This window comes from Pararhizobium sp. PWRC1-1 (assembly GCF_049897905.1).
Lineage (GTDB): Bacteria > Pseudomonadota > Alphaproteobacteria > Rhizobiales > Rhizobiaceae > Pararhizobium.
In genome coordinates this window covers 42,324-55,368 of sequence record NZ_JAFCXE010000018.1, presented here as the reverse complement: position 1 = coordinate 55,368, position 13,045 = coordinate 42,324, and the positions used below count along the sequence as shown (strand labels likewise).

The window sequence follows — 13,045 nt, the reverse complement described above, 5'->3', positions numbered from 1 at the left end:
GCAAGCTTTCCCGAAAATAGCGAATGATTGGAGTTCGCCGATGCGCGAAGCAATGCAACTCGTCCCTATGGTTGTCGAACAATCCAGCAGGGGAGAGCGGTCTTTTGACATCTATTCCCGCCTGCTTCGTGAGAGGATCATCTTCCTCAACGGGGAGGTAAACGACACGATCTCGGCGCTTGTCTGCGCACAATTGCTGTTTCTCGAAGCCGAAAACCCCAAAAGGCCGATCCATCTCTACATCAATTCGCCAGGTGGCGTCATAACCAGCGGCCTCGCGATGTACGATACGATGCGTTACATTCACGCCCCGGTGCATACGCTGTGCATGGGAACCGCCCGCTCGATGGGCTCGTTCCTGTTGATGTCCGGCCAGTCGGGCGAGCGCACTGCGCTTCCCAATGCCAGCATCCATATTCACCAGCCGCTGGGCGGATTCCAGGGGCAGGCATCGGACATGCTGATCCATGCCGAGGAAATGCAGAAGACCAAGCATCGTATGACACGGCTCTACGCCGAGCATTGCGGCCGCACCTATGAAGAATTCGAGCAAGCGATGGATCGCGACCGCTTCATGACGGCGGAAGAGGCATTGGAATGGGGCCTTATCGACCGCATTCTGCAGGTTCGGGAAGATGTCAGCGACCACGCCGGCGCGACGTGAAACGAGCCCGGCGCAATCCGGAAACAATGAAGAGCATCGCAGAAATCAGCATAGATGGGCTAATCGGCTTCGTGCCCCGTCTCTTCCGACCGGAACGAAGGTGCTGCACCACCGCAGATGATAAAACGTAGTCTGTCGGAACCAGGCACAACCATCATGCAGAGGAGCGCAGCCATGAAACACTATGCGGCCTCGATGTCTCGGTCAGAAACGAACGTCTGTATCGTCGATGAAAGCTATGCCGGGAACGCAAGGTCGTCTCCCACCCGGATGACCTCGTTGCCATCTTGTGCGATCCCTTGTTCAGCTTGGACGGGGTGGGCATTGAGGCTGGCCATGGTAGTAAGAAGGCCAAAGTTGCTTTGGCGCGCCGGCTCGCGGTGGTCATGCATCGCATGTGCTCAGAGTTTCGATGGACGAAGGAGGAGAAATCTCGACCACGTCGGCATAACCTTCAGCCATAGAGGCAATTGAGAGAGCGAATTCAAGGTTCCGCGTAGCGGCGGAAGACGTCCTTCGCGGACGATGTTGATGTAAGTTCGTGGCGGCGTTTATACCGGCGATAAATCGGTTGGATGCAGCATAGATTGGACCACAGAAGCGCGGGCCGCGAAACGATGTTAAACGCGGACGCAGACAGTGAACGCCTGCTTCTGTAGAGCAGGGATTTGGGCGGGAAAGCGCCAGAAGCGGCCTTTGCGACCGTCGCAAAAGTCGGGAAACAAGTGCCGGTTTCGCAAATTTTTGTGAATCCGTATTTAGTGGGTTGACTTGGAGTGCGCTCTAACCGGTAGCTTCCCATGCGTCGTGACGAAAGAAGGGCGTTTATGAAGATCGGCAAACTGGCAAAGCGTTCAGGACTGTCAGCCTACACCATTCGTTATTATGAGCGGATCGGGTTGCTTCCCTATGCCGACAGAGACCAATCGGGCCAACGTGATTACGACGCGTCAATCCTGATCTGGATAGAGTTTCTCGACCGTCTCAAAACGACCGGGATGCCTATTCGGGAAATGCTGCACTACGCAGCCCTACGGGAGCGTGGCGTCGGCACGGAATCCGAGCGCAGCGCGTTGCTTGAACAGCACCGTGAGCGTGTCCGTGCCCATGTGGCAGAACTGCAAGCCTGCCTTCTCGTCCTCGACACCAAGATTGCCGGATATGCCGGCAAGGAGCAGAGGAACAATGACCATGACGCACCAATCGCCCAACGCCGGCGAAAGCCGGCTGGAACGCGGCAAGCGGGCGCTCGCTGAAATTGACGGCGCGGCCGGCCACAATGTCATCGCCGCTCTGGCGGACATCGCCCCCGATTTCGCAAACTACGTGTTCGAGTTTCCATTTGGCGACATCTACAGCCGCCCTGGCCTCGATCTGCGCGCCCGCGAGATCGCCACTATCGCGGCGCTGACTGCGATGGGAACCGCTACTCCGCAACTGAAGGTTCATATAGAAGCCGGCCTGAATGTCGGTCTAACCAAGGAGGAAATTACTGAGACCATAATGCAAATGGCCGTTTACGCTGGTTTTCCTGCGGCGCTTAATGGCCTGTTCGCAGCCAAGGAAGTCTTCGCTGCCCGGTCCCCCACACTCAGTGAGCAGGAGCAATCTATCGAACACCCGCTTCCAAGGTAAACGTTAGTATCGGGCACCACATGCCGCGCAAATCCTAGGATTTCTGATAAGAATCACCCTTTGCTATAAGGGAAATATCTTCACCAAACCCGCTCGCAAAGGTCCGCCCGAGTGGCCAACCTTTGCGGCGGTTGAATGACCGCTTCGGGCCAACTGCGGACGATGATCTTGCCTCGTCCCGCCCAGGAAAAGCCGAAAAGAGCTTGACCTCACCCCGCCGATTAGAGAAGCGCCGGCTTGCGGCCGGGACCACCTAATCGCGTGAGGCAAGGCAGGGGTCGAGGACCGCATGCTTACGATCTTGAATTTCCAACGCTCCCGCCAGAACGACGTGATCGCCAGTCTTCATACCATTGTTCGAATAGGTGACGCACATCACGCGAATTCCGGTGTCGGGACAGACTGCGAGATACCAGAGGACCTTGTCGGTATGCACCAGAGTAAGCGGCCCGGAAATCCAAAGGTCAACCCGATCCCGCTCTGGCTGGAAGCCATCCAGTGTCTGTTTGATAGTATCGCAGGTCGCAATTTCAGGCGGCGTACCTTCCGGCCCAGCGAGCCCCGGCCGCCCGTCATAAAGCGTCTCTTGAGAAAATGCCTGACTACCAAACCCCGACCAGCCGACAGCCGCGACTAAGGCAATCACCGATGACCGTCCTATGGTCATGTCAATCGTCCAGAAGGCAAAGATTTTTTGCCGCCATCGCAGCCCTTGCTCAAAACAATCACGCATCAATGGTTCTCTCATATTACCGTGTGACAAATCGATATCGACCATCAAATGAAAACTAAACGTCAGATCTGCCCCGCGGGAAGAAGACCCCGCAATACAGTTTCGCTGATCGTTTCGGCGGCATGCGCATAATCCACGCCCTTAAGTTTAGTCGTGTGCAGAGCGTCGCAGGCTAGCGGCTCGAAATCCGCGTAAAACTGAGTTGCCGACCACAGCATGATGAACAGGTGCCTTGGATCTACGGGCCGAAGTTTTCCGGCAGCGATCCAATCCTCGATGACCTTCACTTTTTCATCGGTGATGGTGCGCATATGCTGGCGATCCTTGCGCGACAGGAATTGCGCGCCGCGAATGATCTCGTTGGCAAACAGGCGCGATTCGATGACATTACGACGGGTGTAGGAGAGCTTGGCCGCGACATATGACCGGATCGCATCCTGCGGTTCACGATCTACCGAGATATGGGCGAACGCGTCGTCCCAGCCTTCGATCAGGTGTTCGATGACGGCACGGTAGATCTCCTCCTTCGAGGAGAAGTAGTAGTAGACATTGGCCTTTGGAAGGCCGGACGCCTCGGCAATCTCGGCGATGCGCGCGCCGTCGAAGCCCTTTCTTGAAAAGATTTCCGTTGCGGCCTTCAGGATCTCGCGGATGTTGCGGGCACGGATCTTTTCATCGGTGTCGCCCCCATTTTTCCGGGCTTTGGTCGCGGGCATCTTTGGCATCTTACGTCGCTCATTTATTCCAGATTATTGCGGTGAACACAGACAGTGATTGCCGACCCGCAACCATAACCTGTCACACTTCATCGCACACGTCGATATAATCTGACGATTCTGTCAGGTTTTCTCGTTTAATAAGTTGACACTTTGGTCAGCTTTTGACTAGCATCACAGTCGATGACAAAGGAGGGGTGTCGAAATGTCTTCGTCACTGAGAGATGCGATGCGGGAGTTTCTGGATGGGTGGCAGGCAGATATGCCGCAAGCCTGGCGGGATCTTTGCGCAAGTGCAGCGCCCGACTTTGAAGCGATCGGCGGCGATCTCGAGCTTGAGATCTGGGAGCCGATCTTTCCTGTTCGCCGCAATCGCCATTTTCCTGGCATGCCCAAGGGTGCGCATCTGTTTCGCGCCTATGACGACATTGCACCAGAACAGGTCTCTTGCGTCATTCTCGGCCAGGACCCTTACCCCGAGCCGGGCTTTGCCACCGGCCGGGCCTTCGAGGCCGGCAACGTTGCCGAATGGCGTGAACTCGACAAGATGTTTTCGCTTAGCATCCGCGCCTTCACGCAACTGATCGTCGCGGCACGCACCGGCGACACCTCCTACACCTGCGGCTTTTCCGAATGGCCAAGAACACTTCAGGATATCGAACAGGGCTCGGTCGAAATGGAAGCACCGTCAGCGGTCGCAGATCGTTGGGTCCGCCAGGGTGTGCTTTTGTTGAATGCCTCCTTGACGCTGACACGCTTTCAGGTGGGCATCGACCCACATCAATCCCGAGCACACATTCCCCTCTGGCGACCCATTATTCAAAAGACACTTGCGATGCTGGCGGGCAGCAGTAGACCAATGGTTTTCATCGCCTTTGGTGATGTGGCCGCCGAGGCATTCACTGAAGCCGGTATTCGCGAGGGGCGCAACGGTAACATCACCGCCATCCTGCGGGATCATCCAGCGCGCGCCGATGCGGTGCTCGAACGCCCCAACCCCTTCATTCTCTGCAATGACTTTCTAGAGGAAATGGGATCCAATCCCATTGCGTGGTGACCATGGCGCGAAGCGACCATTTCGATTTCATCATTATCGGTGCGGGCTCAGCGGGTTGCGTACTGGCGAACCGGCTTTCGGCAGACCCGGCCAACCGAGTGCTGCTGTTGGAAGCGGGTGGCAAAGACCGCAATCCGCTGTTCCGTCTGCCAATGCTCATGGGCAAGCTTTTTCACTCCGGTATTTACAACTGGCACTACCATACGGAACCCGAGCCCTATCTCAACGGCCGCTCTCTCTATTGGCCCCGGGGCAAGGTGTTGGGTGGAACGTCAACCATCAACGGCATGATCTACGTGCGCGGCAACCGCCACGATTATGATCGCTGGTCGCAGATGGGTCTTCCAGGTTGGTCTTATGATGAGGTACTGCCCGCCTTCCGCCGCTCCGAAGGGCACATCGAGCGCGACGACGCCTTCCACGAGAAGAATGGTGAGCTGACCGTCTGCCGCGCCCGCGGCTGGAACAGCCTGCTGGATGTTTTCAACGAGGCTGGCCGCGAGGCCGGCTATCCGCTCAACGATGATTTCAACGGCATCGAACAGGAGGGTTTTGGGCGTTACGACTTTACGATCCGTAAGGGCAAGCGCTGGTCGACATCCTTTGCATTTCTGCGCCCTGCCCTGTCGCGTCCCAACCTGACAGTGATGACGCAGGCGCACACCCACCGCGTCATTGTCGAGCAGGGCCGCGCCGTCGGCGTGGAATATCTTCATCGCGGCACGATGCAGAAGGCCTATGCCGGGCGCGAGGTGGTGCTCTCCGCCGGAACCGTCAATTCGGCGCAGACCTTGCTGCTGTCAGGCATCGGCCCGGCCGACGAACTGCGCGCGCATGGCATCGATACTGTGCAGGACCTCCCCGGCGTGGGCAAGAACCTTCAGGACCACGTCGACTGCGTGATGTCGTGGGAGTGCCGCAAGCCGGTGACGCTCTATTCGGATCTGCGTGCCGACAAACTAACGCTGTCCGTCATCCAGGGTATGCTGTTCGGCGAAGGCATCACCACGACCTTTCCCTATGAGGCTGGCGCCTTCGTTCGCTCGCGGCCCGACCTTGTCGCACCGGATATCCAGCTTCATTTCATGCCAGCTCTGGAGAAGACCGCCAACCTGCACTTTCCGAATCCCTTCAAGCGCGAGACGGTCGAGGCCAACCACGGCTTCACCCTGCGTGTCGGTCCGGTCAATCCGGAAAGCCGTGGCGAAATCACTCTGCGCTCCTCCGATCCGATGGCCGCTCCGAAGATTCTTGCCAATTATTTGCAAACTGATTTCGACATGCGCACCATGATCGGCGGCATCAGGCTGACCCGCGACATTATCAGCCAACCGGCTTTCGACGGTTATCGCGGCAAGGAACTTGCGCCGGGACCGGCAGCGCTCAACGATGCCGATCTGTCGAAATGGCTGCGGGCAACCGCGATGACGACGTTCCATCCCGTTGGAACCTGCAAAATGGGCAACGATCCGATGGCCGTGGTGGATGCGCGCTTGAAGGTGCGCGGCGTCGAAGGACTGCGGGTCGCCGACGCCTCCATCATGCCAATCATCTCCAGCGGCAACACCAACGCACCCGCGATCATGATCGGCGAGCGTTGCGCAGATTTCATTCTCAACAACTGAAGCGAGACCGGCAATGATCCTGGAACACCGCACCTATACTTTTCGCCCCGGCACGGTCGATGGCTGGATGAAGAAATACGAGGCAGAAGGACTGCCGGTGCAGAAGCGGCATCTCAACCGGTTCGTCGGCCTCTATGTGTCGGAGATCGGTACCCTGCACACGACTGTGCTGATGTGGGCCTATGAAAGCCTTGCGGACCGCGAAGCCCGCCGGACGGCGATGTACGCCGACCCCGACTGGCAGAAATTCATCGGCGAAATCTGGGCGCTGAACGCCATCGAGCGCCAGGATGTCATGATCATGAACCCGGCTTCCTACTCTCCGCAAGTCTGACGAAAACCGGGCAGCGATACTGCCCGCCCAATCAACCATAAAAAAGGGAACAGCAAGATGAAAGACAGTATTTTGAACCAGACCTCGTTCGATCGACGCGACTTCCTGAAAATCACAGCCGGCACAGCAGTGCTGGCATTGGCGGGTGGATTGCTACCTGCGGTCGCCCATGCCGAAGGCGGACTTGTCGCTCTCGTCCATACGCAATCGGCAGGCGATAGCGGCCCCGTCGATACGATGATCGCCAATCTGAAGAAACTCTCGGAAGAGAAGGGCTTCGAGTATCGTGCCGTCTATGCGCAGGATCCAGCCACCTACGAGACGATCTTCCGCACGCTTTGCGATGCCGGTGCGACCGTCATCGTCTCGACCTTCAATGAGGTGGCTGAGCCATTCAAGGCCCTGGCACCATCCTACCCCGAGGTCAAATGGATCCAGCTTTTCGGTGATCCGATGCAGCCCGCGATCCCCAACGTCGTCACCGTATCTTACGACTATTATCTCGGTTGCTACCTCTCGGGCATTTTCGCCGGGCGGATGAGCAAGTCCGGCAAGGTCGGCTTCATTGGCGGCATTTCCATCCCGCCAATCAACGCGGATTTCAACGCCGTCAAGGCGGGCGCTCTCTCCGTCAACCCGCAGGCAACGGTGACCGTGGCTTTTGCGGGCTCGTTCCAGGACCCGGCGAAGGGCCAGGAAATCGCCGCGCAGATGTTCAATGACGGTATCGACTTCATTCAGACCGATTCAGCTGCGACCGACGCCGGCATCATCGCTGCGGCAAACGAGAAGGAAGGCCGCCTGGTCAGCGTTCTCGACAAGGCGCAGTTCCCGCAAGGGCCGAAATCGATCAGCAGCATCGTTCAGCTTGACTTCGGCATCTCTCTCTACAACGAAGTGACCAAGGCGCTCGGCCCGGACTGGAAAGGCGGAACGCATGAGAAGACCGGACTGGATACCGGCGTTATCGACTTCATTGTATCGCCGCTCTTTCTGGAGCAGGGTCCGCGGGACGCCGTCGCCAGGATCAAGGAAATCATGCCGGAAATCGAAGCTGCCAAAAAGGGCATTCTCGACGGCTCGATTACTGTTCCCTTCAATACGACCATCTGATGAGCAGGCGGGTGGCGTTCACGCCGTCCGCCGTATCAGCCACGTGAATGGGCCTCCCATGACCGATCCTCATGCCCCGGCGCTTTTGTGCCAGAACGTCTCGGTGACCTATGGGCCGGTCACCGCTCTCGATTCAGTATCCACCGCTTTCGGTGCCGGCCTTATTCATGCCGTGGTCGGACAGAATGGTGCTGGAAAAACCACCTTCGCCCGTGTCGCATCCGGTCTCGTGCCGCCGGCCGCCGGCCATGTGGCGATCGGTGGCCGGGTCATGCGCGGTGGCAATGTCGGTGAGGCACGCGCTTCCGGCGTCGAACTGGTTCACCAGAGCTTCGCGCTGCCGCCATCGTTCACCGTGGCAGAGGCCATGGAGTTCGGTGCAACGGGAACCGGGCGGTTGTTCACCCGCAGGAGCCTGTTTGCGCGTTGGCGCCCGCACCTCGAAAGTCTCGACTTATCGGTCGATCTCGGCGCTCGCATTCGCGACCTGCCGGTGGAAAGCCAGCAGGGGATCGAAATCGCCCGGGCGCTGGTCACGCAAGCCAAGGTTCTCATCCTCGACGAGCCGACTGCAGTATTGTCACCGTCCGGCATCGAGAAACTGTTCGAGCGCGTGCGCCGGCTGAAAGCGCAAGGCGTTACCGTTCTTCTCATTCTTCATAAAATTCGCGAGGTTCTCGCCGTCGCCGACACGGTAACTGTGCTGCGCGCCGGGCGGCTTGTCGATGGTCCGCTGATGACGACAGATGTGGATGGCGCGCGGCTATCCAGGCTCATCATCGGGGAGGCAAACCGCGGGCTCGCAGCCGCCGACGCGCAGGCGCTAACCGGTGCTGGCACGGTGGAACACACTTCGACTGTCGCAGAGGTGGCAACGGCGGCGCCGGTTCTCAAGCTTTCAAACATCACCACGTTTGTCGATCACGAAGGCCCGGCGTTACAGGATGTGGACTTTCACGTTCGCCCCGGCGAGATCGTCGGTATCGCTGGCGTCGAGGGCAACGGCCAGCGGACTCTCGTCCGCCTCGTCGCGGATTTTGCCAAGGCGAGCCGCGGCGAAGTCCATCTTGCAGGGCACGATATTACCACCCAGTCCCTCGCTCAGCGCCGCATCAAGGGGTTGCGCATCATTCCCTTCGAGCGCAACACGGAAGGGCTTAGCCTCACCTCCAGCCTGTGGGAAAACTGGACTGCCCGCGCGCTTCTTGAAAAGCCGCTTCTGCGCCTGGTCAATCCGGCGCGGTTGCGCAGCGAATGCGACGCCGCTTTGAAAGTATGGGGCGTCCGTTATGACAATGTCGCCCAGAAGGCGGGAGCGCTTTCTGGCGGCAACGCGCAAAAGGTCATCCTGTCACGCGAAATCGACCCGGATGCGAAGCTGATCATCGCGGCACAGCCGACACGCGGCCTCGATATCGGCGCCACCGCCTTTGTCTGGGACGCACTGCGCAAAGCGCGCGATCGTGGCTGCGGCATCATTCTGATTTCGTCCGATCTGGATGAACTGTTCGATATCAGCGACCGCGTCGTCGTGATGCTAACGGGCCGGGTCGTCGGGACGTTCACGGCTCCTTACAACATTGGTGCGGTCGGAGCCGCAATGACTGGGGTTTCCCGATGATGGCGCGCGTTTCCTATATTCTTCGCAGCTTGATCTTTGTCATCTTCGCATTGGTCCTGTGTTCCATCGTCTTTCAGATTGCTGGGTATTCTGCGGCCATGGTGCTGACCAATGTGGCAGATGGAGCATTCCTGCGGCCCGGCGCTCTGGAGCAGAGCCTCCGATGGGCGTTGCCGCTCTTCATTACCGCCGTTGGGGTTGGGATTTCATTCCGTGCCGGGTTCTTCAACATCGGCGCGCAGGGACAGTTCTATGTCGGCTCCATTTGCGCGGCCTTTGTCGCGGAATGGTTTTCCGAGGCCCCGGCGTACATCGTCATTCCTGCCTGCATGCTCGCCGGAATGGCTGGCGGTGCATTCTGGGCTTTCTGGCCCGGCTACCTTCGCATCCGCTCTGGGACCGACGAGGTTATCACCACGCTGATGGGAAATTTCATGGCAGGCCTGCTGCTGGTCTATGTCACTTCCGGGCCGCTCAAGGACCCGTCGGGCTCCGGGCAACAGGCCTCCAGTCGGCCGCTTGAGGCAGCCTATCGCATCTCGACGTCGTCGGGCCTCTCAGTCACCATCATCGCCATTGCTGTAGCCGTCGGGATTGGCATGTGGCTGCTGGTCAACCGCACGACCTTCGGAATGCTGGCAAGCCTAGCAGGGCGTAACCCGGTCATGGTGCGCTGGCAGGGTGCGCGTCTCTGGAAGCTTGGCATCACCAGCTTTCTGTTGAGCGGTGCTTTGGCGGGCCTTGCCGGAACGATCGAGCTCATGGGACCGAACGGGCGCATCGCCGGCGGCTTCCTGCCAGCACATGGGTTCACTGCCATCCTGATTGCTCTTGTTGCCAACTTCTCCGTGGCGGGAACGGCGATAACTGCGCTGTTCTTCGGCGGGCTCGCCTCAGCGGCGCTCTACCTGCCGGTCATGGCGGGCCTGCCGTCGGCTGCGATCGACGTTATCAACGCTGCTATCGCGCTCTTCATCACAGCTCGGTCGAAACTGCTCGACAAGATCCTGCGCATCGGGGGACGTTCATCATGAATGATATCATCATCGCCATCTTGCGCTCCGGTACGCCGCTCGTTTACGTCACTCTTGCAGGTGTCATCGCCCAGCGGGCGGGCATTTGGAACCTCGGCCTTGAGGGGCTGATGATCATTGGCGCCTGCGCTACGATCCTCGGCATCGTCGTCACCGGTTCGGTCGCTCTTGCACTGCTGATCGCCATGCTCTTTGCGGTTCTGGCTTCAATTCTCCTCTGGTTCGTGGTCGAGAAGCTCAAAGCCAATCCGATCATCGCCGGACTTGGGTTGACGGGCCTGGGGCTTGGCGGCACGGCGCTTGCCATCCAATCCTTCTTCGGCAGCCAGTCCGCGGTCAACGCGCCTTTTGGCCTCCCTCGCCTCGGGCCTGCCTTCGGCGCTTACGGTGTTCTCTCGATCCTCGTGGTGCTAATGCCCGTGGTGGTGTTGGCTTTGTGGTTTCTTCTGTGCCGCACACGCTTCGGCCTGCAACTATCGGCCTGTGGCGAACATCCGTTCGCGGCCCGCAGTGTCGGTGTCAACCCATCCATCATGCGCCTGACCGCACTTTCGATCGGCGGTGTTCTGGCAGCATTGGGCGGCGCAGAGCTGGCAGCGGGCAGCCTGCAATTTTTCGGGCAGAACATGACGGCGGGGCGTGGCTTCATGGCGTTTGCCGCGGTCATCTTCGGGGCTGCGCATCCCATCGGCGCCACACTATCGGCGATGTTCTTTTCCGTGCTGAGCGCCATCGGCATCCGCGCGCAACTCGTGTTCGGCGATAGCGTGCCGCATGATCTCATTCAGGCGCTCCCCTATCTCGCGACGGTCTTCGGCCTCTGGCTCAGCAGCCGCCTTAGAGGTGGTACAACTGGCGGCATCACCGAGTTACGGGACAACTGAACGGGTGAGTCCCAAAATCTTAGCGGAGAACGTCCATGAAAACGCTGTTTCGCAACGCAACCATACTGGCGATGGACAAGACACATGGAAGTTTGGCCTTTGGCGGAGATCTCCTGGTTTCGTACGGCCGCATAGAGGCCATCGGCCCGAACCTCGCGGCCGATGGCGCGCGGATAATCGATGCGACCGACAAACTGCTGATGCCCGGCCTTGTCAACGCGCATACGCATTCCAGCGAAACGTTCTTGCGCGGCCGTTATGAAGGGATGCCGCTGGAAATATGGCTGCTTTATGCTTATCCGCTCCTGATGGGTCCGCAGGTGGAGAAGCGGCTCGTGTATCTACGGAGCGCGCTGCTGGCCATGGAATCACTGAAAAGCGGTGTTACCACACTCTGCGACGATTTCTTCGACCCGCCCGGCCACGATATCGAACGACTCGCCTGCGCCTTTTCTGCCTATGAGGATGTGGGCATTCGCGCCAATGTCTCCAGTGCCGTGATGAACATTCATACGCTGGACGCCCTGCCCTATGCGCGTGAAATCATGCCGGAGGAGCTAAAGGCGAAGCTTGAGTTCGGACCACCGATGACGGCCGCCGCCTATATGGATTATTGCGACACGGTGCTTTCCACCCTGCACAGGCGGGCCAATGGCCGGCTTCGTTTCATGGTGGCGCCCTCCGCGCCGCAACGCTGCACTGCGGAGATGCTGCAGGCCTGCTATACGCTTGCCCTTCGTCACGGCGTTCCCATGCACACGCATGTGCTGGAGACAAAGACCCAGGCGGTGACCGGCCCGGAACTCTACGGGAAAAGCCTGATCGCCCACCTTCACGATCTCGGTGTCCTTGGGCCGAACACGACGATCGCCCATTCCGTCTGGGTCAGTGATGCGGACGTGGACTTGATGGGCGAAGCGGGATGCTCCGTCGCGCACAATGCGATTTCAAACCTCAAGCTCGGTGCAGGTGTTGCGCCTATCCGTCGCCTGCTTGATTCCGGCGTACACGTGGGCCTCGGCACCGATGGTCTTTCCTCTAACGATACCGCCCGAATTCTCGACGTGATGCGCGTTGCCGCGCTGGTGCAGAGTGCATCGGGGCCTGATTATGAGCGTTGGCTTAAAGCCGACGAAGTCCTCAACATGGCAACGATCGGCGGCGCACGAACGGCAATGCTAGACGAGGTTACAGGTTCGCTCGAAGTCGGTAAGGCGGCCGACCTTCTGATGCTCGATCTCAATGGTGTCGGTTTCACGCCGCCGAACGATATCGGCAGGCATCTGGTCTATAGCGAGAACGGCCGCTCCATCGAACTGGTCATGGTCGATGGACAAATCGTCGTCGAGAACGATCGGATGACGACAATAGACGAGGTGGCAATTCTTGCCGAAATTCGTGAGAGAATGCCGGCCTACCAGGCTACGCATGCGAAGCTGGAGCGCGCTAACGCGATATTTGAGCAAACGATGGCTGAAATTCACCGCCGCGCGACGTCCGCAGACATTGGCTTCAGCCGCTATATCGGGGAATATGGGCGCAATGGCGAGGAGCGGATTACAACAAAGATCTAAAGTCAAAAATGCTACGCGTTGAACGAAATCGTACCGCTGACCCCTGTTGTTGCAG

General features: G+C 58.8%; 13 protein-coding genes. 11 read left to right on the top strand and 2 right to left on the bottom strand.

Annotated features, from left to right (window positions below; all coding sequences use genetic code 11):
* Positions 1-40 precede the first annotated feature (40 nt).
* From ACP7E0_RS24295 to ACP7E0_RS24285, 3 genes are all read left to right on the top strand, one after another.
* Positions 41-664, top strand: coding sequence for an ATP-dependent Clp protease proteolytic subunit (locus ACP7E0_RS24295; protein WP_426128547.1), 624 nt, complete (start codon positions 41-43; stop codon positions 662-664).
* 827 nt (positions 665-1,491) lie between these two features.
* Positions 1,492-1,920 carry a MerR family transcriptional regulator gene (locus ACP7E0_RS24290; protein WP_426128545.1) on the top strand — a complete coding sequence of 143 codons (429 nt, stop codon included), beginning with the start codon at positions 1,492-1,494 and terminating at the stop codon, positions 1,918-1,920.
* The gene (locus ACP7E0_RS24285) at positions 1,856-2,299 is read left to right on the top strand and encodes a carboxymuconolactone decarboxylase family protein (protein WP_426128543.1); all 444 of its coding nucleotides are present in this window, start codon (positions 1,856-1,858) and stop codon (positions 2,297-2,299) included. The genes ACP7E0_RS24290 and ACP7E0_RS24285 overlap by 65 nt, the downstream gene beginning before the upstream one ends.
* Positions 2,300-2,552: 253 nt before the next feature.
* On the opposite strand, the gene ACP7E0_RS24280 is transcribed toward ACP7E0_RS24285, so the two are convergent.
* Together ACP7E0_RS24280 and ACP7E0_RS24275 are read right to left on the bottom strand one after the other, a co-directional pair.
* The gene (locus ACP7E0_RS24280) at positions 2,553-3,077 is read right to left on the bottom strand and encodes a hypothetical protein (protein ID WP_426128542.1); all 525 of its coding nucleotides are present in this window, start codon (positions 3,075-3,077) and stop codon (positions 2,553-2,555) included.
* A gap of 17 nt (positions 3,078-3,094) precedes the next feature.
* Positions 3,095-3,748, bottom strand: a complete 654-nt coding sequence (locus ACP7E0_RS24275; RefSeq protein WP_426128540.1) for a TetR family transcriptional regulator C-terminal domain-containing protein — start codon at positions 3,746-3,748, stop codon at positions 3,095-3,097.
* Positions 3,749-3,953: 205 nt separating this feature from the next.
* Here ACP7E0_RS24275 and ACP7E0_RS24270 point away from each other — a divergent pair, with 205 nt between their 5' ends.
* Genes ACP7E0_RS24270 through ACP7E0_RS24235 form a run of 8 tightly spaced genes read left to right on the top strand, consistent with a single transcriptional unit; the run spans position 3,954 to position 12,990 of the window.
* Positions 3,954-4,805 (top strand): uracil-DNA glycosylase, encoded by an 852-nt coding sequence (locus ACP7E0_RS24270; RefSeq protein WP_426128538.1) that lies wholly within the window; start codon positions 3,954-3,956, stop codon positions 4,803-4,805.
* A gap of 2 nt (positions 4,806-4,807) precedes the next feature.
* Entirely contained in the window at positions 4,808-6,430 is a 1,623-nt protein-coding gene (locus ACP7E0_RS24265; RefSeq protein WP_426128536.1) for a GMC family oxidoreductase, read from the top strand.
* A gap of 13 nt (positions 6,431-6,443) precedes the next feature.
* Positions 6,444-6,764, top strand: a complete 321-nt coding sequence (locus ACP7E0_RS24260; protein WP_426128534.1) for an NIPSNAP family protein — start codon at positions 6,444-6,446, stop codon at positions 6,762-6,764.
* Between the two features lie 57 nt (positions 6,765-6,821).
* Positions 6,822-7,877, top strand: a complete 1,056-nt coding sequence (locus ACP7E0_RS24255) for a BMP family ABC transporter substrate-binding protein (protein WP_426128532.1) — start codon at positions 6,822-6,824, stop codon at positions 7,875-7,877.
* A gap of 58 nt (positions 7,878-7,935) precedes the next feature.
* Positions 7,936-9,498: an ABC transporter ATP-binding protein gene (locus ACP7E0_RS24250; RefSeq protein WP_426128530.1), complete on the top strand. Its 1,563-nt coding sequence runs from the start codon at positions 7,936-7,938 to the stop codon at positions 9,496-9,498.
* Positions 9,495-10,532: an ABC transporter permease gene (locus ACP7E0_RS24245; RefSeq protein ID WP_426128528.1), complete on the top strand. Its 1,038-nt coding sequence runs from the start codon at positions 9,495-9,497 to the stop codon at positions 10,530-10,532. The genes ACP7E0_RS24250 and ACP7E0_RS24245 overlap by 4 nt, the downstream gene beginning before the upstream one ends.
* A complete protein-coding gene (locus ACP7E0_RS24240) occupies positions 10,529-11,416 on the top strand; it encodes an ABC transporter permease (RefSeq protein WP_426128526.1) in 888 nt (295 codons plus the stop codon). The genes ACP7E0_RS24245 and ACP7E0_RS24240 overlap by 4 nt, the downstream gene beginning before the upstream one ends.
* A gap of 35 nt (positions 11,417-11,451) precedes the next feature.
* Positions 11,452-12,990 (top strand): amidohydrolase family protein, encoded by a 1,539-nt coding sequence (locus tag ACP7E0_RS24235; protein WP_426128524.1) that lies wholly within the window; start codon positions 11,452-11,454, stop codon positions 12,988-12,990.
* Positions 12,991-13,045 lie beyond the last annotated feature (55 nt).